Here is a 21,275-nt window from a genome sequence, read left to right as displayed (position 1 = left end):
CGACAGGTCGCTTAATACGTAACTATGACTAACTAGATTAACTTCTTTCTAAGGGTTTTCCCAAATTAACTTCCTCTTATCTATTATCTAGAGTTGTAGTTCTGTCAATGAATTGCTAGTTAGTATTTATTTTTGTCCTATTAATTTAGTAAATTTCATTAGACTAGATTGTTATAATGATCCTGCATATAGCTCCTCTGCCGTTCAGTTAACGCAATTCGCATCTTATCGTTAACGTTCATAAATATACGTGCTTTTTCATCAACTGTGTGCGAGATCGCAATCTGTCCGTCCGTAGTGAAAGAAATTAACTGCTTGTCAAACAAGACATCGTGATTTGGACATAGCAATAATCCATTATGTACATCTAGTCGCTCCTCATTTGCAGAAATACTCCAGGGTTTAATGTGACTCGCAATCAATATGCGGGGATCTGTTACACCGCACAATGCACATTTGCACTCCCGCTGAATTAGTAATTTTTTAAAAGTTCCTTGGCCAATGCGAGCTTTGATTAGCCGTTCTTTTTCAGTTTGCTTAATTGTCAAGCTTTCAACTTGCTTAATGTCTTGAAACTCTTCTTGAAGCTCTTTCTCATCATCTGTGGCTGTTGAGAGTTTCGTAAATGTCGCATTACTATCTTTTAAACGGAGTGGAAAAATCCATACAAGACGCTGTTTGCCATTTTGATCCTTTTGTTGAGCTTTATAGGGTTCCCCAGCAAGCACTACTCGTCCGCGATAAGTATATTCTTTTGGCTTCATTACCTCAAAGAAGTGAATTTCTACTCCATTTTGATTGGATTCTGCTAACGTCAAATTTTGTCCGCTCATTTTTTGATCACCGCTCTGGCCCATGCCAGTATAATGATAAATATTTCCGACAACTCGATCATCGTATAGCTTCGTCTTGTCCGAAATAAGCGTTAATGAATTTGTTCGAATTGATCTACGCATGCCTCCCTGTGGAGCACATAAAAATACTTCACGAAGTTGCTGGTTATTAATTACTTCATTTATTGCTAACGGACGTCTCATTTTCATAGAAAGTAACCCCCAATGCGTTTAATTTCTTTGTAAATATATTCTACTACAGTGGCAAATATTGGGCTGCGAAAAAGGAAACCATTTATTTAGAATTGTAGTCACTACTAAAGAATAAAAGCAGCAGCCCCCTTTATTAATAGTTAAATGCTCGTCGTATAATTTGTAGCTTCAAAAGAAAGCCCGAATCCCATTAGGTATTCGGGCTTTCTTTTGAAGCTGATATTCATTGTTTATTTCATCAAAACCTTAACTTCTGATAATCCCTCATATGTAAACTAGTATAGTTTGTTAGGAATATCATTCCATTGAAATATCAAAATTGGCAATCAATATTTCCATTTTTTATTTTTTAACTGTAAGGCTATGGTAATATAAGGATAAAAGTAAAAGAAGGTTTTCATTTGGAACTTTTCACAGAAAAATTGATCATGATTGCCCTATTTGTCTTGATCATCCATTCTATTGAAACACTGGCCTATGCCGTTCGCTTATCAGGCGTAAGAGTACGCCTGCTGGCCTCTGCTCTCTCCTTGTTCAATGTCATGGTCATGGTTTCCCGTTTGGCAAATATGATGCAGCAACCCTTTACTGGAAGTTTAATTGACTCTGCTCCAGAGACGAATACATTTGAATTCGTCGAGGCACAATACCGGATAATCATCGGTTCTTCTACTGTGGGAACTATAATAGGGATTCTTTTGCTCCCGACTTTCATCTCTATATTTTCACGTGCTATCATTCATCTTTCAGCCGAAAGAGGATCTATACCCGGACTCGTCAAAAAAGGAATGAATATTAGTTATATTAGAAGAGGAATCGGTCACATTCATCTGCCAAAACTGTCTTATTTAAAAGGTGTCCGTTTAAAAGATATTCCGGTCCAGTTATTTTTTATCAATATGATCATTACCGCTGTTTACACAATTGGCGTTCTTTCTGCGCTATATGCAGCCATCATTGTTCCAGAAAGAGCTGCTACAGCTATCATGGCTTCTGGTCTAATCAATGGACTGGCCACCATCCTTCTAATTGTTTTTGTCGATCCGAAAATCTCAGTGTTAGCCGATGATGTCCTCAATCGACGCGGCAGTTACTTAAATCTTAAAAGCATCGCTGTAATGATGATCGCATCCCGATTACTGGGTACCATACTTGCTCAATTATTCTTTTTACCTGGTGCAAGGTACATTGCCTGGTTCACGAAATTTATTGTCTAAAGCTAATAAAACTTAGCATGATTTAAATTTCGCCTGCTAAAAGAAGGAAGGCTAGGTGACATGTAAATGTCCCCCAGCCTTCCTTCTTTTATTTTCTTAACTATCATCTGATCCCTTTGGATTTGTTTCAATCGTTTCAAAAATCCTTGAAAACATTTCCTTTATATTCTCTTCATTTACTTCGTCATTGTATAACCCATAATTCCATGTTTTTTGTTCTTCTTTGCTGATTGCTAGGAACCCATTGGCGTAGTATTTAGTATGAGGCATCTCTCTAGCATCTTCATACGCTAATTCTGCATCAATAAAGGGGTATGCTCCTCTATTAGATTCAATGAAAAAGAATGGAATATGTGAATCCAGATAAGTAGATGCATATTGACTTTCAGCGGCTTTTGAAAAGCTTTCTTTTGTTACGAAGACCGCATCATACTTTCTCAATTCTTCTGTAGTAAATTCCTCGAACGAAATTTCTTGAAGATTCACTTGCTCCTCTTCAATTTTTGGCTCAGTGCCCAGTACAGCGATACTTAAGTTCTTACCTTCATAGAGTTCGAAATCTGGTTTTGATGAACAGCCTACGGTTAAAAGCATTAAACTCAATAAAAGAAATAACTTTACTAATAATTTATATTTCCCCAAATTAATCCCCCTTATATAATCCTCATGTGCGAGAAATGGAAAACCAGTCGATCAGGCTAATCATATAAACAAAAATCTAAAAAACAGATTAACAGACTTAGATAAATCGGTCCAAATAGGATGATTATCTTATTTGCTTTTGACAAATTTTATAGCACTTCACAAATCTTCATCAATTATAAATATTTATGCGCGTATAAACTTTTTATCTAAAAACTATATACTTATTTTACCATTTTGTGTTTTAAAAGATAGATGAATAGGCATTTACTTTATATAATATCATTCTTAAAGATACACTTTTACAGATGAAAAGGAATGACAGGAGCTGATTAAATCGCATCCTCTCTCTTTGTAATTATTCAGCTTCCGATAACTCAATGATATGTAAACCTAGATCCTTTTGAAAACCACGCTTTAAAACCTGATAGCGCAGTCTTGTGAATGTATCTTTTTTTATAATGAACCCAGATTGTTATGGTTTTCTGGTAAAACCAATGGAATCAGGGAACTGAATGTAACTTAATTTAGAATAAGTTACATTCAAAATGCGACTTCAAATCTTGTTTAATTTTGTAGCAGCCATGTATAAATGTTATATATATATTTTCTTTTTAGCTTTCACATCTGGAAATTCAATTTCTTTCGCTTTGGCCGTTCCTTTTTTGAATCTCACGTTATTTAGCCAATCAACTACTGCGTGAGCACTCAAAACTGGGATACTTTCTCCTACATCCGCATCTTCAGTCCAATACTTCTTATTCTTATTTTTATCGTGGAACCAATGGATCAGTTCATTTTCTAACTTGTTCATTTTTTTCCCTACTTTAGTCGAGCAAGAAATGTATCGAATTTCTTCATTTCCAAAATCAATTTCAACGATCATTATGTAGTTGCTCCTTTCTCACTCTTGTTTTCGATATATAAGCTTAATGGATTTGAATGTAACTTACTTAGTAATAAGTTACATTCAATCCTCTTATTTTAGTAGCTCTTTTACTGATTTCTAAAATCAAATTTTTCTTTAAGTACATCCAATGAATGTCCATTGATAATGACTGTATCGTTGTCTTGCCAACTAATATCCGCAGTCTCTTCACGGTAGTTCCAGTAGATGTTTTTTACTTTGGAATTCTTATCGTTAATCACTAATTCACCTCGAACTGAATACGCTGTGGTTGCGCCTCCGTTGGTGACATATGCCTTTGACGTGTATTTCCCGTCCGGTGAAGTTTCTTCGGTCAAATACTCCCCTGTTGGCAGCCTGTTCATATCAAAGAATGCCCAATAGACGCCCTATCCTAGCAATAAAACTACTACTAAACCAACAATTGCGAAGCTCTTCAATCGTTTTTTCTTCTCTTTTTCTGAAATTCTGTAGTTAGATCTTGTTTTCTCATGGTTCATCCCCTTTTTGAATACTACGTCGAAACCAAAGAGAAAGTTCTGTAATTGGAAAAATGATTAAATTACGGGGATTGGCTATTGATTTTTTTATTGAATCTGAATGTAACTTATTACTAAATAAGTTACATTCAAAAAACCGGCTCTATTGATTTCTTCGCAAATCTCAACAAAACTGAGTTTGCTAGAAGAAATGATACATTCAAAAGACAGCCCTGTAGGTCTCTAAAGCTGGAATTTTTGAAGGTTTCGCCAACGTTTTTCAATGCAGAACCCTTTAATCGTTGGATAAATGAAATTTTAATTAAAAAAAGTAGGAGTGAATTAAGTGGATACAGCATGTTTAGGATGTTCGTTAGCCCATAAAGAGTTACCGGTAAATGTAGTTTATGAAAATGATTATGTTACTTGTATACTGGATCATGACCCTTTTAATGAAGGACATACTCTAATAATTCCAAAGAAACATTTACGCTATGTAGATGAATTTGATTCAGAAACTGCACTTGCAGTTCTTAAGGCTTCGCAATTACTTACAAAAGTGATTAAAAAATTATATAACCCTTATGGAATTACGATTTGTCAAAATGGTGGCGGGGTCGACGATTTAACTCATTACCATATGCATGTGGTGCCTAGAAAAGAAAACCAAGACTTTTCCAGCTTTTTTAATGATGAAATCTGGGAAAATGACCATCTTAAGAAGAAGCTCTCCATTACCAGAAGTGAACTGTCTAGTGCTCTTAAGACATAACTTTCACCATAATCTTAAATTACTAGTTTACATATGAGGGCTTATCAGAAGTTGCCTAAATGCAGAAGGAGGGAAGAGGCTGTTATCAGTTCATCTTCTCTCCTTTTTGTTCGCAAAAGCGTACTTTTACGAACGGTTTTCTTTTCTAACGTCTACTTATTTCAATTTATCAAATGTAATTTTTTGGTATAATGAATATAACATCGTATTACATATATGAATTGCTGGCTGATGGTGTAGTAATGGGTTCAAGGAATTGAATGTAACAAAAGTGCAGTTAAGTTACATTCAAGGATGAAATTTTTATAATGAGTTTTATTGAACTAAAAGAGCAGAATACAAAAAATTAAAAGAACAATCTCCAGTAGTCAACTAAAATTTTTTATAAAGGGAGAGAGCGCGTCGTGTCAAGAAGCTTTAAAGCCGCTTTACTGATTTTCTTACTAATTCTCTTTGTGATGCCTTGGTATAATTCTTTTGATAGAGATTTAAATGGTTTCACAATCCCACTTTGGGAACGGATTGATTTCTTGTTTATTTTATATTTGGCTCCTATTTTTGCTTTATGCGGTTTATACACTGTTCTTCGTAAGAAGGAACCCGGGATTTTTTATTTTCTTTCTGGTGTTCCTATTACACTATTTTGGTTGTTTTGGCTTTACCATTTCATAAATGGGATATCTTATATCCCTTGGCAGTATTCTTACATTTGGGGGAAAACAGGTTTATTTTTATCTTTGCTGATCTTGTTTACATCATTTATTCCGACACGTTCTGATTCCCAAAACAGTAGAACTGTCCGCTAAATAACGGTAGTCTCTGCATGCCAAATCTTAATCTTAAACTTGAAAAAGTTTTCAATGTAAAGAACTTTAATAATAAGAACTGAATGTAATTTAATGTGAATTAAGTTACATTCAAAATCCCAATAATGCAGGGTCAATTTATTTAATAACTTTTCACTAGATGGAAACTTTTGTAAACCTTTGTCGTTGTTATTAATATCAATGGCAGGGGTTTTTGTGACGGCTAAAACCGCTGAGAAACGTAGTTTTCTGGAAAGGAGGAAAAGAAAATGGATGTCTTTGAACCGTTATATATTTTCGGATTTTTGCTTATATTAGGGCTGATCTATATACCTGTTTTGCTTTATACACTCTTCAAATTAAAACTAAATATTATTGGACTTATTTTCATTTTTTTATCAATCGGCAGTTATTTTTTACTTGGCACTTATATGGTGGACGTTGGATATTATTCGGATGAAGAGCCGACAGCAATGTTATTTGGGTATGGATTTCTCGAATTGACGCTTCTGTCTTACCCTTATATCTTTGTAGTATTAGCTGTTTTACTTGGAAAAAAAGGGGAACGTTTCTAATGTTGTTGTTGGATTTCAAGAAAATTTTCACCCAATCTGAATGTAACTTAATAGCAATTAAGTTACATTCAGATTGGCAGCTAGATTAAAGAAGGGAGGTTAAATTATGCAAGAGATTATTAAGTTGTTGGAGACAAATAAAAAGGGTGTAGAGGAATCTGCGATAAGAGAAACGGAACAAAAGTTAAATATTCGTTTCCCAGATCAGTATGTTCAATTATTTAAATTGGCCAATGGCCCTGAAGTTGGAGAATGGACTCTATTTCCCATCAAAGACCCTAAGAATATGAAAAAAACATGGGACGACGTGGTTAGACAAAATGAGGAAGTTTTGGATGGAGAGATTTCTGATAATCTGATTGCGATTGCTGAAGATGGCACTGGGGATTACTTGTGCTTGAAAGTAGAAGACGGGAAAGCAGGAGATCCAGTTTATTTATGGCTCCATGAAACAGATGAAACGGAAGAGCTAGCTCCTACTTTAAAAGATTTTATTATCATCGCTCAAGAAGAACTAGAAGATTTTGACGAAGATTGAATGTAACTTAATCCTAATTAAGTTACATTCAGTTCTTTGATTCTATTGACTTCACTAGAAAATCATTTCAAACTATTTCCTTTGGAAAAAATGATATATTCAGAATGCTGTTCTGTAAGGTTTTGAAGCTTGAATCTCAAATGATCTAGGGTTAGATATCCGAACTTATTAGAAGTCATTTAAATATCAAGGGAGAAAAGAAGTACTGGAATCAGACTCTTTTCTCCCTTTTTGTCTGTATATGTGTACTTTCACGAACGCTTAGAACTTATTTCAAAATATTCTGGCTTTGCTAAAATAACAATTGAAAAACAAAATATGAAGCTTAAGGTCTCACTTTTCCTATTCTTGAAAGTAGTAATTTTCAATAACCATCTATGCTAAACTGAATATTTCGAGAATAGTTTAGTTTTCTGGTTAGAAGGATTAATTTAGAGGGATATAGAAAGACTAACTACGCAATAAAACTTATTTCTAAAGAGTTTTATATTTAATACATCTAGATGTATGAGGAGGTTGAATTAAGTGAACAGTTCATCAGACGAAATGAAGATTATTATTCCAAAGGGGTGTGACAATGCTCCAAGAAAGCAAATAGTTATTGATTTTACAGTAGCTATATTAAAGCAACAAAATGAAATTATTGAAGAGTATGCGGATGAATCTGTTGTATGGTTTCAATTAAAAGATAAGAAAAAAATAGAGAATCTAAGCTCACTGATTACTATTTTGCAAGATGATAATAAAGACATCATTGAAACCTTGGAAGTTTACCAAGTGATAACTCACGGAAAATATGCTTCAATAAATGGTGTGATTTCATTAGCAAATGGAACAAAAGTTGATTTCTGCGATGTATATGTCTTTAGTAATACTGCAAAATCTGGAAAGGTTAAGGAAATAAAATCATATAGATTAGTTTAACAAGTTGAATCGTGAATCGAAATAAATCTAGTTTACATATCAAAACTTACCGGAAGGGAAGAAACTAGTGGAGCTTTTTTCTTTTTTTTGTTTGGAAAAATGTACTTTTACGAACGGTTTTTTAGCGAAAAACAATTTATCGACTTCTATCTATAAATCTTAAGAATGGTAAAATAAATATTATAGAGACGTGAAACAATAATGAAAGTGAAGGGAAATAATAGAATGACACATCCATATGAAAAATATGAAAATACAGAGCTATGGAAAAAAGTAAATCAGGTACTAGATGAGTTAGTTGAAAATCAGGACATTGAAGAAATAACAAAGAGAGAATATATTGTCGGATATATCTGCAAGAAGCTGATAGAAACGGAGGAACCAAAATAACATAGAAAATCAAGGAATTGAATGTAACTTATGTGCAGTTAAGTTACATTCAGCTACTCCCTTTTTATTTTTAGCTATGTTAAATGACGCTGTTGATTTTTTGCATCCATTATCTTAGGAGGATGAATCTATGAAAAGAGGAATCAGCTTTGAGATTCCAAATAAGTATGGCAGATGGCTTGGAGAGATACTAAAGCCGATTGATATTACTGCTTTTGACTGGCAAATCGGAAGTGGTGAGTCATATACAGTGATTGATGAGCAATTGGATGAAGAACTTTTCTCAAACGAGAGAAATATTATTGAAGGTGCAGGACTAAAAAATCGAATAGAAGCAAACCGATATTATATTATTTTCACTGATCTACAAGCCTTTCCAAAGAATGAAGTCACCCGTGTCGAAACATTTGAAGAATTTCTTGAAAGCGATTGTCAACTGGTCCTACTAGTGGTTGATTGCATATACGTCACGATCTATTGTAAAAATCAGGAGTCAATCGAATTATTAAACAAGAATGCAATCGCCTGTGGATTTGAAGAGATTGAATATATAACCGATGAAAATGATGGGAGGACAAGGCTGTCCGTATGGTAAGAAGAGAACGTTACTTAATGCTTCTGAAATCAATGATGTTAGTTTAACTTCGTTAGTCCTTTACTAATATTAATTTCTCTTGAACTGAATGTAACTTAATGTGAATTAAGTTACATTCAGTTTTCTTATATGATTTAAGGTGGAAGGTTTATGTAAACTAAATTAATTAATGGTTCTCCGTTCGGTCTAAAACATCGCGGAAATATTGCTGCATTTCCCCAGTGCCTTTGAAACGAACCGGTAACAGGTGTTTTACTTGTTCATTCAGCTCACTTGAACCTTTTACTTCGCTTTCTCTTGAACCTGAAACCACTAGTTTGATGATAGGGTCTTCTGGCCTTCTGGTTTGGGCTTCTTTAAGCATCTCTATCCCTTTCATTTCTGTCTCTTCATCATGCGAATCGACAAAAACTTCAGGAAACAAAGAGATCATATATCCAAAAGTCCATAAGAAGTCAGGATGGCTCCTGTATTTCCTCAGTCCAAAATCAGTTAATTCGCGCAGGAGGCTCTCGCATTCCTTGTAATCTTTATCGGTTAAGTCGCCGTCTGGCAGGATTCCCCAGTCCACTTGAATATACCAACAGAGAAAACCGAGTCTGACAAAACCTTTCAAGTCATCAGGATTGGATTTCAAATTTTGAATCATATAATCAAGCGCATCCCTATACTTCTCTTGAGCCTCTAATGCATCTACCTCAGACCAATTCCAAACAATTGTCATGTACAAACCCACCCTATTCCCTATTTTAAATTGTGCTTACCATGACATCTCTTTTAAAGACAAGCAACTGCATTTTCAATGCAAGTGAGACTAGATTTTAAAAAAATTGGGGTGAATGTAACTTTTCTGCACTTAAGTTACATTCGTTTCACAGAAGCATCAGTTGTTTTGGCGGTGGTACTTATACTTCATTAATCAAGGTGAGGAGATCGCACATCTTCCACATACAAGCCGTCGATCTTTCTAAGTTCGTCGATAATGTCATCCGTCAGGCTTTCGCCCACAAAATACATATAGTAATCGTAGCCGAAATGGACCTCAAACTGATTTTTAGCAACGAGTCTTCCCCAGACCCCTCCTCTGAGAATCATCTTAATTAACTCCCTAACCAAGCTGAGGGGAATGGTCTTGCCTTCGGACAAGTTTAATGCGGTTTCATGTGAATAGTTTTCCAGGTCCACCAGCTTCAGATTATTGACCTCAGTTTTTTGTATGAGCACTTCAACAGCTTGGATGTATTTTTCTTCGGTCACCAGGTATTGCTCCATCGTGAAAATCTGGCCTTGGTACGACTTCCCGACATCGGACATGCCAATCCATTCCTCCACTAAGGTGTAGTGGCCATTCGCATCCCTGTTTTGAGGATTATACTTCGTAACACGTATGGATTTCATTCTCGTCCTTCCTCCCCATACAATTCATTTTCTTTTTTTCTTTTAAGAAGCCTCCATCGAAAAAAAAAACGAGTTCTTTACATCTGTTAATCCCTAAACTTTTTTTGCTTTTTTATTTTATTATAGATTATCACATCATACAGATACTTATTGGTAGATTATTGAATTTGAACCGTTCCTTAAAAAAGCGTTCGTAAAAGTACACTTTTACGAACGCTTTGAAAAGAGCTGAAAATGGCCGAAAAGAGTGTTCGTAAATGTATCAAATGACTTTACGAACGTTCGCGAAATTGCATACACTTTTACGAACGGTTTTCAGGTATAATTGGAGGAAACAATCATTTATAGAGGTGAATTATGGAACATCGCAAATTTGGTTACATACGCGTCAGCAGCAAAGATCAAAACGAAGGCCGTCAATTGGAATCCATGCGAAAAATGGGCATCAATGAACGGGACATCTATTTGGACAAGCAAAGTGGAAAAAACTTTGAACGGGCAAACTATCAATTACTGAAACGAGTTATTCGTAAAGGAGACATTTTGTATATCCATTCCTTGGATCGGTTTGGCCGGAACAAAGAAGAGATTCTCCTAGAGTGGAACGATCTGACGAAAAATATTGAAGCCGATATTGTTGTGCTGGATATGCCGTTACTCGATACGACTCAATACAAAGACAGTATGGGGACTTTCATTGCCGATTTAGTTTTACAGATTCTTTCCTGGATGGCTGAAGAGGAACGGGAACGTATACGGAAACGGCAGCGTGAAGGAATCGACTTGGCGTTACAAAATGGGATTCAGTTTGGCAGACCAACCGTTTTTGTTTCAGAGGATTTTAAAGAAGTTTATAGAAAATGGAAAGCTGGAGAATTAACAGCTGTGGAAGCAATGCAGGAAGCTGGGGTCAAAAAGACCAGTTTTTATAAATTAGTCAAAGCACTCGAGGAAGAGGCAGTTAAACTATTATAATAGAAGAAACTCAACAAGAAATCCTTTATTGTAAACGATAAAAATAAAAAATCCACTTCCCTGACTTTTAATTAAGCGGAAGTGGATTTTCTTATAATTCATTTTTTAGGCATACCGAGCAGTTCGCCAACAAACAACATATGCAGAAAATTCGTAGATAGACTATCAACTTCATAGCCATATAAAAAGACACCCAATGAATAATGTAGGTGTCTTCTCTTATGTATTCTATAGGATTAAGGGACGCTATGACCCTAATTAATTTCAAATATTTTTTAGACAACTTGATTATTTTAGCATATCTGCAAGAAAAAATAAAGCAGAAATCAACAATTTTTTCCAGACTATTCCTTTACACTTACTAGTAAGCAGATATAAAGACTTTGAAGTAATATCCACTGCAAATGATGTCACTATCATGGCACTTTTGACCTCACCTTTTGAAGTAACATTAAAAGTAATAAAACTTTTCTTGTTTTTCCTAAAGGATTATGGGGCTAAGAAGGACATTACTTATAAGGGCTTTTAAAAAGGCTTACTACTTATAGAAAAGGGGATAGTCTCAATGAATCATGAACATAAAGCAGAAGACTTCTTGGAACTAATTAAAGAGTTTCAGAAGGTAGTTAAGAATAAGAAGCACATCACTGACCCAGTAGAACTTAATGCTATTGATAGACTACTGGATTTGCTAAACAAGCTTGAAGAGTTTGCTGTCAAGTATCATCTTCTGACTGGCCATCATGGTATGTCACTTGCAGAGGTCGTCTACCAAGCACGTCTTCTACCAAAAGCCCAGACATTGAAGAAGTTCCTTGAGAAGAACAGACACATCCCTGTTATCCAAGAAGTGTCAGCCTTGCTTGCAACAGCTGCCCTTGAAATAGAAAATTTAAGGCAAGACCCTTAAATACAGGACCTGGAGGGATTTAAACACAACTATCCATGAAAGAATAATTAAATGCGTCAAAATGCCAATCTCAGACACCGGGATTGGCTTTTTTCTATGCAAAAAGAAGATTGCAGCTATGCTATCCATTAAATTGAATATAGACAAGCCTTTCTTCAATGAAGCCACCTTAATACCACTGAATAACAAAGGAAAATTCACTGTCTTGTTTGGTGACTTTGGTTCCGGTAAGTCACAGGACGATCATCTTTTACCCTAGATAATTTCTCCTATAAAATCACTTCACAGCCAAATTATTTTAGAGCATCCAACTGTAAATTCAACGATTGATCAATCGTACTTACTCAAGCGTATCCAATAATCATGAAATCCCTTTTTTTACTTTAAATGTTAGATTAATCATATCAAAAACACCCGTTTAAAATATATAGTTTTTAATATGAGTTTTGGTATAAAACCACATAAAAAAGAAGAAGATTTTCATCTTCTTCAGTACCCTATTAAAAACCATCGTTTATGAGATATTATAATATTTGAATTAAGACAAAAGTTATTAAAAAGCAGAGTAAGTTTCGGAGTCCATAAATCTAAAATAATTTCAAGGATATAAAGTGACTTCTATCTTCAATTCTCTCAGGTAGAAATGAAGATATTATTAGAGCATCCCCAGTCAACTAGTTTCTTGCATATTTCGTTTAAATGAACCTGGAAACTTTCTGGCATGTGCTTAAACATTTTATTTTTTCTTTCTATATTACTACGTAGCTCATCTATTACATGTTTAGGTATATCAGGAACTTTTAATTTTTCTTCCAAATCTTTTTCTAAACCGTTATAAAAAACTCCTTTACTAAAATACTCCGAAATATGTGTACTAATCCCTTCAATCAAACAGTGATTTTCAGGTAGGACAGGTAACACATCTAAATCTTCTAACCTACAAGATGCTAAATTTGGAATGTCATTCAAAGAATCAATTAAATATTCTTGTAATTTTGGATCACTTTTGTAATTTCCAACTCTTAATCCTTCTTTATAATCTAAGTAAAATAACTTTTCAAAATGCTCTTCTGATTTTTCTAACAAACTGAGTTTCTTCAATTTGGCTGTATCAGAACTATTGCAGCAATATAAATAAAAGGAGGGAGGAATTAAATTTTCCTTTTCTCTAACCGTCAATTCCACCAGTTCAGTTATGGCGTTATTTTCGTGTTTTTTATACTCTGTTCTTAGCTTTTTTAAAGTATTACCCACAGTACTCTTTGGATAACGCTTATCACTGTCTGCAATTGTAATTGAAATTTTTTTGTTTTCACTATAATATTTCAAAGCTTTCCATGTGCTATCTCCTCCACCATTTTCAGGATGAAAGTTTACGCTAAAACTTATATCTCCATATTTTTCTTTTAAATATTTTTTTGCTAAGCCTTCATAGAACTCACAGTCAGTTCTATCTTCTCCAATCAAGGCTGTTCTATTAATACTTTCACTATCAATAAATTCAGTAATCGGAACTTGAAATACTATTTTCTCCTTAATTGAATCCTTTGAAAATATATGTTCTCTACTTTTAATTAATATCTGACTATCAAATATTTCTTCATATGCTCCCATAAAACTAAACTTGCTATATAAATTGCTAAAAACTCTTTGTGTGGAATGATCTAATGGAGTAAAATCCTTTAAAAATTCAACTGCGTTCAGAGTTCCAATCAATATATGCTTTCTGTCTCTATGTGCTAATGAAAGATTATTTAAAGCTTGAACTTCCTCGACTATCAAATCAGAATTTGAGGAATTATTCTTTAAATACGTAATCAATGAATCATCAATATTTAATAACATTAAAGTTCCTCCGGCTCAAAAAAACCTAGTGGCCATTTTTTTAAGTACCCTTTATCTGAATAGGTACTAACAGTTAATTTTGTATCAAAGACTTCATCGTTTTCAAAAATAATTACTTTTACTAAATCTTCATTAAAGTTATCTTTATTTTTGGCAATTATATACCCAATTCTATTAATCATAGTTTCGCTATGTGTCTCAATGATGATTTTTATATCAATATTTTTTTCTCTACACAACATAATTATTTTTATAAATGCATCTATTAGTTTTGCTTGAATAGCTGGATGCAAGTGTAGTTCTGGCTGCTCAATAACCAAGTTGAAAAAATTATAGTCCGCTTTATAGAATCCACTGAAGGAAAGTCTCTCTTTTTCTTCCTGTTTTGAAATTTGCCATAACACCAAAGTAATTGGAAGAATTTGAGAATAACCGAAACCAGTATCAGCTAGGTTTACTTCCTCGCCATTACTATACTTTATACTTATTGATGAATGGCCTCCTGCTGGACTATCTGATATTTGAAAATCAAAATTTTCAGCTAGCCATTTGTTATAGTTCTCTTTTTCAATATAAGTCATATTGTTAAAAATCATTGGAATATTTTCTCCCTGCGGATCGATATCATCTACAGAAAGACCTTGGATACGATAATACCTTTCAGCACTCGCTCTAATTGGTGCTATATAATTAATAGAAGAAAAATATTGTTCTAAGTAATTATTGCATATAGATATTATAGGATTTATATTCATTCCTAAATAATTTATTATAATTTCTTTCATAGTTTCACTATTAGAATCTAGTGCTTTTATATTTTCCAATAATACATTTGCTGTCGTATCTTGTTTTTTCAGACCAGTAATAAATTCATCAGTATTTCCAAACATTATATCATCTATGAATTTTGTTATAGTACTTCTCTTTGTCGAAGTATAAGCTAGACTATAAAATATTTTAAATAATTCATCTCTAAAATAGTCAGAAGAGGTATCTTTTTCAACAAAAATATGAGGTAAGAATTGAGAATAGTCTTTAGAGTATTGAGCTCTTAATCCTACTGTTTCTAAAACAGACCTCCCGTTAATCTTAAGCTCAACCTGACTAAGTTTCTCTTTTTCCTTTAAAGTCATTTCAAACAAATAATCTTCTATAGAGATGGTGAATCTAGTTAGTGATTTTTCATTAGTTTCAATATTAATTTTAACAGTTATATCTCTAACATCGCTCCCAATTTTATCCATCTTTCTTCTGTATAAAAAATAACGGTAACTCATTAACTCTATAGTTCCCACTTGAACAAACGCACTTGGAATATTAAATTTAAAATCAAAACTTATTAATTTCTTTTCGGGTCCTTCTTTATCTGTGATTTTATTGATGCTTTCTTGAAAACTTCCAAAATCAACATACCTACTGCTATACCATAGTATTGGTTCATTAGTTTTTGTTTCTATAGTTTGCTTAAATAGTGGAAAGGTTCTTAAGAAGGTACTTTTTCCTGAGCTGTTTTTTCCTACTAATAAAGTTAAAGGCTTAAGTTCAACCTCACCAGTGTCTTTTAAGCTTCGTAAATTCTTTATTCTTATGCTATCCATTATTAACCTCCAATAAAAATTAAATATCACTTACTTAAGGGAATTTGAAAGTTTTATCAATATCTAATTATACAAGTTTTTACATCTAAGTTCTTATTTATTTTATAGAAATGATTATGGTAATCCTCTATTTTTATAACCAACTGGTCTATTTATGGAAAGTAAGCTTAAATTAAACTTGTATTATTCTGGATTGCTTACTGATTTAACTCAAGATGTGAGTAAGAATGGTTAAGCTTCAACTAACGAACCATTTTTGAACAATTGCTGCAACTCGCTTGAGCTGCAAAGGGGAATTCAATAGAATGAAGGGCGTGTGAATGGAATGGTCTATCTAGGTGATAAGCCACTACTAGTAGGAGAAAAAATTATTCTTAGACCGTTTAAGGATGAGGACTTTTCTTTTATAGAGGAATGTTTAAAGGACTCCGAAGTATTAAAACTGACAGGAAGCAATTCGGATTTTAATCAGAAAGCGACTCTCCATTGGTACAATACAAGAAATAGACAAACGAATCGCTTGGATCTTGCTATTGTTGACCCATCCAAGGACTTCTTAGTAGGAGAAGTGGTGATCAATGCATACGATGAAAAAAATCATAGTATGAATTTCAGGATTCTCATTGGACCAAGGGGAAGAAATCAAGGATTGGGAACAGAAGCGACTCAACTTATCATTGATTATGTATTTGAAAATACAACACTTAACCAACTAACTTTAAGCGTTTTTGACTTTAATCCAAGAGCCAAGCATGTTTATGAAAAGGTTGGCTTTGTATTATCGAGCATTGATAAAAACGACCTGGAGTTCGAAGGCGACTGGATTGACTCACTTAATATGAAGTTAACAAGAGAGAATTGGCTTAACAGACGAAGAAATGATTATTGAACTAAAAGGACGTTGGTTTAACTAGTCAAGGACAGCTGTACTAATTGCTGACTTGTTCTTTCAAAATCGGGCGCGATTGTTAATCATACGTTTTAGAAAAGAAGGAGTAGCATAGTAAATTGCTGTTGCTTATACTTTGGTGCGGAGGTATTTATGAACACTCACTATTATTTAGGTTGGTTTACCGATTTTGTCCCTGAACGTCTGAGTCAAGTGTTGCGGGAGGATATAACGGATAGAAAATCACTTGTTATGATTAGCTCGAATCCATTAGACGATGAAGTAGATGGTGCTGTTGAACACTCGTGGCTTGATCAGGCCGGCATCTTATTTGATGATTATCATTTAATCAATTATTGCGTTCAAAGTGAAGATGCTCACACCTTGATTCAAAACGCTTCCGTCATTTTCTTGTTGGGTGGCGATACGCTTAAACAAAATGAGTTTTTGCTGTCCTATGAATTGTCGGATTGGATCAGAAAAAGCAGTGCTATTGTAATCGGAGCAAGCGCTGGTGCGATTAATATGTCGGCTAAATGGTTATGCTCAAAAACCTTTGGCTATAAAGTTGAGACAGCCTCTGTTTACGACGGAATTGGTCTTGGCAATTTTTCCGTTCTGTCTCATTTTGATCTTGAGAATAACATGGCATTGGTTCAAGACGAACTGTCTCTCCTATCGGAAGAAATTGATGTTTACGCATCGAATAAAGATTGCGCTTTACGTGTAAAAGGAAACAAAATCGATGTTTTAGGCGTTGTCTATTTAATTTCTCACTCAGAGATTCAGAAATTGGAGGAGACGTTCTAGTCTTAGTAAATTACTATGATCAAATGGAATTAATTCTATATACAAACAAAAAACTCTTTAGAGATGCATTTGAACAACTACTTAAAATACGTGGATAACACCAAAAAAAGACTGCCCTTTGGCAACCTTTTCCTGTACACCTGTGTCTAAACTCTTTACTTTTAAGTCTTTATCTTCAGAATTACTGATGTACTGCGTACTCCTTATCAGTCGAAGTCCCATCTTCCTTTAAATTCAAGGCTGCATAAACTTTCTCGACGGTGCTCTTTCGGATTCCTGGATCTCCACCTTCAATACGGCTGATGGTTTTCTGAGTAAGACCTGCTTTTTTCGCAAGATCCACTTGAGAAAATCCTAACTCCATACGTCTTTTAAAGATAGTTCGACTTTGGCTATATTCATCGCTGTCTAATGCTTCTTTTATCGTAGCATTTTGTACCAAACTGTTTCTCAAATCATTTAATGTGGCCATTTTTTTCACCCCTCAAAGAACTCTTTTTCTCGCTTCGTCCGCTTCACATAATCATGTAGTTGCTTTGCTTTTCTCATGTAGAAATTTGTCATATCCGGTTTTCCATGAACTTTCGTAAATCCATAAACAAATATATAACAGGGTTCATCCTTGTAATAGTAAGGAAAATAAATGAATCGATGAAATTCAGCTCGATCATCAGCCTTCATCTCGAAAATCCGGGGTTCTGAAAGACGCTTCACCAACTCCAGATCCACTTCCCGGCCTCGAAAAATCCGTTTTACCCGATAAGGTTCCGTTTCACCTAATGGATACATCGCTTCTGGAGCCGCTTTGAGGTCTTCAAACCCCTGAAAAATTAACACACCAAGTTCGATATCATTATTGGCCAGTTTTTCAATAAAGGGAAACACTTGGTACTGATTCTCAATTGTTTTGGAAAAATAAATCTCTGTCATATGTATTGTAATCGAAATGACTTAAATTGTCTAACACTTTAAGTCATTTCGAACTCCTTTCACCTACTACATTTTTACATTTATTTATGACGCTCAAAAACAAGCTTCAAAGTCGATGTAAGCGACGCGGGCGTTACACCCAATAACCTCACCATTTCATCAAACGACTTCTCCTGAACCTTGTAAAGATTGTAAATATACGCAATCCGGACCTCTTCCGTCTTAAACGGTTTCGGTAACAGCGCAGTTAAACCCGAATAAATATCCTTCATGTTGTTCCGCACGTAATCCGGTCCGTATTTCTTTTCTGATGCGACCAGGTAATCATGCTCCCGAAAAACCGCCCGCTCTATTGCCTGCACAATCACCGCTACTTCTGTCGGATCCTCAAAAACCAACTGCCAGAAAACATCTTGTGACGTTACAAAGTTCATTTCCACTCGGTCCCCCAAATCACGGAAGTGCCTGCTCCGTAACCGTTCAATCTCCCGCATCCTGAATCCTGACATTGCAAACAGGAAGTAAAGCTTGGCATTCAACATCAAAGTCTGATGTTGCAGCACCTTTTTCTTTTCCTGTACAAATTCTGTATACACAAGCTGCCCCACTGGTTTCTCTATGACCAATTGATATTCAAATTTCGGCATGAAATCAACCGGCACCTTCCCCACCTTCCACAAGTAATGGAAATACTGACGGATATGGGACAGTTTCCGTTTAACCGTACCTGGCTTTAACCCTTTCGCCTTCTCTTGATCCAAAAATGCCCGGACATCAGCCGGTTTGATTTCATACGGCTCTAGCTGCTTCTCATTCCGCAGGTTCACAAAACGAACAAACGACTTCAACAGTTCTAATTCCGTCACCAGCGTACCAGGAGAAATGCCTTCCTTTAATCGATACTCCTCATAGCCATACAGCATTTTCTTTCCCTGCCTTTCTTTTCATCCAGTTTAACAGGTCTAAAGAGAATCCCCAAAATCAATCCGATAAAGCTACAAGTAAATCGTTGACCCCAAAACAGGACACGTATACAGATATGTATTGGCAGACTGGACCATTAAGAAGAATTGAAATTTTTTCCAACTGAGGATTGGTTTTCAGGGCGATTCGTCAGCAATTCCAGCTGGACTTCCAGCTCCCACAGAGCGCTTGCGTTCTCCCGTGAGCCGTTCATTAAGGTAACGGCTTCGTAGTACAAGGCACGGTGCTGCTGATTGAATTCGAGAGCACACTGAAGAAGCACCGCAACAGAGGTCAAACCGGTCTGTGCACTGCGCCCTTTTCCGATTCGCTTGATGAGGAGTTTCTTGGATTTGCGGATCACTTCGTTGAACGTGCTGCGAGGAATGCCGACCGCTTCGCACACCGCGCTCTGCGTGGTCCATACAATCGGCTGGACCGTACTGGCTTCCGACTGGATGTAAGCCAATAGGTCCCCTTCCCATTCGTCGTAATGGCTGCGGACACGATCCTTCCGTTCCTTCTTGAATTTGTACCAGCCTCCCAGGTGATTGGTCACCGATATATCCTTTCCAGGCAGCCAGGCTTCTAGAAGTTCCTGAATATAGGTCTGGCTCGCTCCTTTGAAACGGCCCTTATAGGCGCTCTTCACGATTTTCTGGACCTCACTGTGGCGCACCGGCACTTCCAGAGAGGAATTGTATTCATCCAGCAGGTCCAGTGTCTCCCCTTTTCCTTTTCCGGCGCTGTAACAGGCCAATGCCAGCGTATACATCAGGTTGTCGCGTCCAATCTGCCCGTCGCTTCCTTTCACATGACGCGTGGCCAATAACTCCCGGAACCACTCGGCTTGTGTCGGATCGAGGGCCTCCCCTCTCGCTTCCACCACAAACAGCCCGCGGTTCTGGTCATCGTCCTGCCGTTTTGACCAGGCGATCAAGTTGTGCATGGAAAAGACCATCTTTTCAGAGAACCAGCGGACGTTTTCTTGGTTGGGCATGCGGAAAAAGCCAAAGTCATTGCAGGAGAGATCCACTCCCTCTAGGACCTTGGCCAAGCTGCGCCGGATATTCTCAGAAATACGTTTGGCCACCTTCAGTCCGCGGTAGTCGTTTTGGTTGCTGATGAACAGTGGCGTCTCCAACACAAAATAGACCTGAAAGCCTTTCGGCGTCTCCAGAACCATGGTCGGGATTCCGACGCTGTGATCGAGTGCGGCGGTCAGGATTTCCGTATACGGCTGTTTCTTCGTGTCGATGTCGACGACGAACGTATTGATTTGCTGCAGGTTCTTTTCGGTGTGTCCCTTGAGGTGCCGCTTTTCTTTATCGCTATACCCTAAGTAGTTATGTACATTGGGGGTCCAATGCGAAAGTTCAACAGAATCCTCCAAGAGAGTCTCTTTCGACGTAACCACATATCCTTTGACACCAGCAGGTGTTGATAAATCTTCCTTGGAACGTGTAACACATATTGCACCTTTTTTATGTCTCTTTGACTTCTTTTGGGCTTCAATTAAATGAGGAAGAGATGCAGCAGATCCTCTCTTTTTAAAAGTATCAATTCCTTCATGCAAAATTGACAAGATTATCTTCTGTATTGTCTCCACTGCTCCCCCACCTCTCATTTTACTTCACATTTTCTAATTTGTTTAAAGTATAAGAGAGTGAAATGCTTGTTACAATAGGGTTTTAAGGAGTTTCTTTAAGTCATATACCAGCATACTCGCATGCTAGTATGCTGGTATACTGATATATGCGCATGCTTGCATATCAATATACTAGTATATGTATATGCTGGTATATTGATATGCAAGCATATAAACATACCAGCATATTTTTAGAAGAAAAAATACTTACTCTTCTAAAAGCCTACTATATCAACGGTTTATAGGGTGTGAAAGGAAATATACTAGCATGCTTGCATACCAGCATATACATATACCAGCATGCTGGTATATGTATATGCAAATATATCCGCATGCTGATATGCAGGTATATTTGCATGCTTGCATATACGTATACTGGTATATTTGCATGCCAGTATGCAGATTTTATAATTAAAAA

General features: G+C 35.9%; 23 protein-coding genes and 1 pseudogene. 12 read left to right on the top strand and 12 right to left on the bottom strand.

From position 1 onward, the window contains the following. Positions 1 to 158: 158 nt before the first annotated feature. Entirely contained in the window at positions 159 to 1,043 is an 885-nt protein-coding gene (locus tag K8U60_RS18490) for an HNH endonuclease (protein WP_223643496.1), read from the bottom strand. A 431-nt stretch (positions 1,044 to 1,474) separates the two neighbouring features. Between K8U60_RS18490 and K8U60_RS18485 the strand changes: the two genes are divergently transcribed. Next, on the top strand, positions 1,475 to 2,263 hold the full coding sequence (locus K8U60_RS18485; RefSeq protein ID WP_411730380.1) for a lipid II flippase Amj family protein: 789 nt from the start codon (positions 1,475 to 1,477) through the stop codon (positions 2,261 to 2,263). A 96-nt stretch (positions 2,264 to 2,359) separates the two neighbouring features. On the opposite strand, the gene K8U60_RS18480 is transcribed toward K8U60_RS18485, so the two are convergent. From K8U60_RS18480 to K8U60_RS18470, 3 genes and pseudogenes are all read right to left on the bottom strand, one after another. Beyond that, positions 2,360 to 2,905 (bottom strand): hypothetical protein, encoded by a 546-nt coding sequence (locus K8U60_RS18480; protein ID WP_223643493.1) that lies wholly within the window; start codon positions 2,903 to 2,905, stop codon positions 2,360 to 2,362. 595 nt (positions 2,906 to 3,500) lie between these two features. Then, positions 3,501 to 3,791 (bottom strand): hypothetical protein, encoded by a 291-nt coding sequence (locus tag K8U60_RS18475; protein WP_223643491.1) that lies wholly within the window; start codon positions 3,789 to 3,791, stop codon positions 3,501 to 3,503. 110 nt (positions 3,792 to 3,901) lie between these two features. Continuing rightward, positions 3,902 to 4,312, bottom strand: a pseudogene (locus K8U60_RS18470) (DUF5412 domain-containing protein). A gap of 325 nt (positions 4,313 to 4,637) precedes the next feature. On the opposite strand from K8U60_RS18470, the gene K8U60_RS18465 reads away from it, so the two are divergent. The 7 genes from K8U60_RS18465 to K8U60_RS18435 all read left to right on the top strand — a co-directional run bounded on the left by K8U60_RS18465 (position 4,638) and on the right by K8U60_RS18435 (position 8,891). Further along, positions 4,638 to 5,063 (top strand): HIT family protein, encoded by a 426-nt coding sequence (locus tag K8U60_RS18465; protein WP_223643489.1) that lies wholly within the window; start codon positions 4,638 to 4,640, stop codon positions 5,061 to 5,063. 404 nt (positions 5,064 to 5,467) lie between these two features. Further along, positions 5,468 to 5,869, top strand: coding sequence for a hypothetical protein (locus K8U60_RS18460; RefSeq protein ID WP_223643487.1), 402 nt, complete (start codon positions 5,468 to 5,470; stop codon positions 5,867 to 5,869). Between the two features lie 269 nt (positions 5,870 to 6,138). Next, positions 6,139 to 6,444, top strand: coding sequence for a hypothetical protein (locus K8U60_RS18455; RefSeq protein WP_223643485.1), 306 nt, complete (start codon positions 6,139 to 6,141; stop codon positions 6,442 to 6,444). 106 nt (positions 6,445 to 6,550) lie between these two features. Continuing rightward, the gene (locus K8U60_RS18450; RefSeq protein ID WP_223643483.1) at positions 6,551 to 6,982 is read left to right on the top strand and encodes an SMI1/KNR4 family protein; all 432 of its coding nucleotides are present in this window, start codon (positions 6,551 to 6,553) and stop codon (positions 6,980 to 6,982) included. Between the two features lie 525 nt (positions 6,983 to 7,507). Then, the gene (locus K8U60_RS18445) at positions 7,508 to 7,906 is read left to right on the top strand and encodes a hypothetical protein (RefSeq protein WP_223643481.1); all 399 of its coding nucleotides are present in this window, start codon (positions 7,508 to 7,510) and stop codon (positions 7,904 to 7,906) included. Positions 7,907 to 8,131: 225 nt separating this feature from the next. Beyond that, positions 8,132 to 8,296 (top strand): hypothetical protein, encoded by a 165-nt coding sequence (locus tag K8U60_RS18440; RefSeq protein WP_223643479.1) that lies wholly within the window; start codon positions 8,132 to 8,134, stop codon positions 8,294 to 8,296. A gap of 130 nt (positions 8,297 to 8,426) precedes the next feature. Continuing rightward, positions 8,427 to 8,891 carry a DUF2691 family protein gene (locus K8U60_RS18435; protein ID WP_223643477.1) on the top strand — a complete coding sequence of 155 codons (465 nt, stop codon included), beginning with the start codon at positions 8,427 to 8,429 and terminating at the stop codon, positions 8,889 to 8,891. A 166-nt stretch (positions 8,892 to 9,057) separates the two neighbouring features. On the opposite strand, the gene K8U60_RS18430 is transcribed toward K8U60_RS18435, so the two are convergent. Both K8U60_RS18430 and K8U60_RS18425 read right to left on the bottom strand, forming a co-directional pair. Then, positions 9,058 to 9,615: a hypothetical protein gene (locus tag K8U60_RS18430; protein WP_223643475.1), complete on the bottom strand. Its 558-nt coding sequence runs from the start codon at positions 9,613 to 9,615 to the stop codon at positions 9,058 to 9,060. A gap of 191 nt (positions 9,616 to 9,806) precedes the next feature. After that, positions 9,807 to 10,289 (bottom strand): hypothetical protein, encoded by a 483-nt coding sequence (locus tag K8U60_RS18425; protein ID WP_223643473.1) that lies wholly within the window; start codon positions 10,287 to 10,289, stop codon positions 9,807 to 9,809. Positions 10,290 to 10,646: 357 nt separating this feature from the next. Between K8U60_RS18425 and K8U60_RS18420 the strand changes: the two genes are divergently transcribed. Then, positions 10,647 to 11,264 carry a recombinase family protein gene (locus K8U60_RS18420; RefSeq protein ID WP_223643471.1) on the top strand — a complete coding sequence of 206 codons (618 nt, stop codon included), beginning with the start codon at positions 10,647 to 10,649 and terminating at the stop codon, positions 11,262 to 11,264. Positions 11,265 to 11,829: 565 nt separating this feature from the next. Further along, the gene (locus tag K8U60_RS18415) at positions 11,830 to 12,174 is read left to right on the top strand and encodes a hypothetical protein (RefSeq protein ID WP_223643469.1); all 345 of its coding nucleotides are present in this window, start codon (positions 11,830 to 11,832) and stop codon (positions 12,172 to 12,174) included. 633 nt (positions 12,175 to 12,807) lie between these two features. Here the strand turns inward: K8U60_RS18415 and K8U60_RS18410 are convergent. Next, a complete protein-coding gene (locus tag K8U60_RS18410; RefSeq protein ID WP_223643467.1) occupies positions 12,808 to 14,019 on the bottom strand; it encodes a hypothetical protein in 1,212 nt (403 codons plus the stop codon). Further along, on the bottom strand, positions 14,019 to 15,617 hold the full coding sequence (locus K8U60_RS18405) for an AAA family ATPase (protein WP_223643465.1): 1,599 nt from the start codon (positions 15,615 to 15,617) through the stop codon (positions 14,019 to 14,021). Before K8U60_RS18405 ends, K8U60_RS18410 begins: the two co-directional genes overlap by 1 nt. A gap of 325 nt (positions 15,618 to 15,942) precedes the next feature. On the opposite strand from K8U60_RS18405, the gene K8U60_RS18400 reads away from it, so the two are divergent. Continuing rightward, entirely contained in the window at positions 15,943 to 16,506 is a 564-nt protein-coding gene (locus K8U60_RS18400) for a GNAT family N-acetyltransferase (RefSeq protein WP_223643498.1), read from the top strand. Between the two features lie 153 nt (positions 16,507 to 16,659). After that, complete coding sequence (locus K8U60_RS18395; RefSeq protein ID WP_223643463.1) at positions 16,660 to 17,316, top strand: Type 1 glutamine amidotransferase-like domain-containing protein; 657 nt, start codon at positions 16,660 to 16,662, stop codon at positions 17,314 to 17,316. A gap of 181 nt (positions 17,317 to 17,497) precedes the next feature. Here the strand turns inward: K8U60_RS18395 and K8U60_RS18390 are convergent, their stop codons facing one another. From K8U60_RS18390 to K8U60_RS19130, 4 genes are all read right to left on the bottom strand, one after another. Next, a complete protein-coding gene (locus K8U60_RS18390; RefSeq protein ID WP_223643461.1) occupies positions 17,498 to 17,788 on the bottom strand; it encodes a helix-turn-helix domain-containing protein in 291 nt (96 codons plus the stop codon). A gap of 5 nt (positions 17,789 to 17,793) precedes the next feature. Then, positions 17,794 to 18,246: a hypothetical protein gene (locus K8U60_RS18385; protein ID WP_223643459.1), complete on the bottom strand. Its 453-nt coding sequence runs from the start codon at positions 18,244 to 18,246 to the stop codon at positions 17,794 to 17,796. An 80-nt stretch (positions 18,247 to 18,326) separates the two neighbouring features. Further along, positions 18,327 to 19,169 (bottom strand): site-specific integrase, encoded by an 843-nt coding sequence (locus K8U60_RS18380; protein ID WP_223643457.1) that lies wholly within the window; start codon positions 19,167 to 19,169, stop codon positions 18,327 to 18,329. Between the two features lie 137 nt (positions 19,170 to 19,306). After that, a complete protein-coding gene (locus K8U60_RS19130) occupies positions 19,307 to 20,818 on the bottom strand; it encodes a primase C-terminal domain-containing protein (RefSeq protein WP_223643455.1) in 1,512 nt (503 codons plus the stop codon). Positions 20,819 to 21,275 lie beyond the last annotated feature (457 nt).

It is taken from the genome of Planococcus circulans (genome assembly GCF_020023385.1).
Taxonomy (GTDB): Bacteria; Bacillota; Bacilli; order Bacillales_A; family Planococcaceae; genus Planococcus.
Note: the sequence above shows the minus strand (reverse complement) of the source record. Positions and strands in the feature narration are given on the sequence as shown.

What these genes read in the sequence shown, in the direction of transcription:
- K8U60_RS18420 (WP_223643471.1), top strand. Translation starts at nt 10,647, where the DNA reads ATGGAACATCGCAAATTTGGTTACATACGCGTCAGCAGCAAAGATCAA.
- K8U60_RS18435 (WP_223643477.1), top strand. Translation starts at nt 8,427, where the DNA reads ATGAAAAGAGGAATCAGCTTTGAGATTCCAAATAAGTATGGCAGATGG.
- K8U60_RS18425 (WP_223643473.1), bottom strand. Translation starts at nt 10,289, where the DNA reads ATGAAATCCATACGTGTTACGAAGTATAATCCTCAAAACAGGGATGCG.
- K8U60_RS18450 (WP_223643483.1), top strand. Translation starts at nt 6,551, where the DNA reads ATGCAAGAGATTATTAAGTTGTTGGAGACAAATAAAAAGGGTGTAGAG.
- K8U60_RS18385 (WP_223643459.1), bottom strand. Translation starts at nt 18,246, where the DNA reads ATGACAGAGATTTATTTTTCCAAAACAATTGAGAATCAGTACCAAGTG.
- K8U60_RS18415 (WP_223643469.1), top strand. Translation starts at nt 11,830, where the DNA reads ATGAATCATGAACATAAAGCAGAAGACTTCTTGGAACTAATTAAAGAG.
- K8U60_RS18390 (WP_223643461.1), bottom strand. Translation starts at nt 17,788, where the DNA reads ATGGCCACATTAAATGATTTGAGAAACAGTTTGGTACAAAATGCTACG.
- K8U60_RS18395 (WP_223643463.1), top strand. Translation starts at nt 16,660, where the DNA reads ATGAACACTCACTATTATTTAGGTTGGTTTACCGATTTTGTCCCTGAA.
- K8U60_RS18400 (WP_223643498.1), top strand. Translation starts at nt 15,943, where the DNA reads ATGGTCTATCTAGGTGATAAGCCACTACTAGTAGGAGAAAAAATTATT.
- K8U60_RS18440 (WP_223643479.1), top strand. Translation starts at nt 8,132, where the DNA reads ATGACACATCCATATGAAAAATATGAAAATACAGAGCTATGGAAAAAA.
- K8U60_RS18455 (WP_223643485.1), top strand. Translation starts at nt 6,139, where the DNA reads ATGGATGTCTTTGAACCGTTATATATTTTCGGATTTTTGCTTATATTA.
- K8U60_RS18485 (WP_411730380.1), top strand. Translation starts at nt 1,475, where the DNA reads ATGATTGCCCTATTTGTCTTGATCATCCATTCTATTGAAACACTGGCC.
- K8U60_RS18410 (WP_223643467.1), bottom strand. Translation starts at nt 14,019, where the DNA reads ATGTTATTAAATATTGATGATTCATTGATTACGTATTTAAAGAATAAT.
- K8U60_RS18475 (WP_223643491.1), bottom strand. Translation starts at nt 3,791, where the DNA reads ATGATCGTTGAAATTGATTTTGGAAATGAAGAAATTCGATACATTTCT.
- K8U60_RS18380 (WP_223643457.1), bottom strand. Translation starts at nt 19,169, where the DNA reads ATGCTGTATGGCTATGAGGAGTATCGATTAAAGGAAGGCATTTCTCCT.
- K8U60_RS18430 (WP_223643475.1), bottom strand. Translation starts at nt 9,615, where the DNA reads ATGACAATTGTTTGGAATTGGTCTGAGGTAGATGCATTAGAGGCTCAA.
- K8U60_RS18405 (WP_223643465.1), bottom strand. Translation starts at nt 15,617, where the DNA reads ATGGATAGCATAAGAATAAAGAATTTACGAAGCTTAAAAGACACTGGT.
- K8U60_RS18490 (WP_223643496.1), bottom strand. Translation starts at nt 1,043, where the DNA reads ATGAAAATGAGACGTCCGTTAGCAATAAATGAAGTAATTAATAACCAG.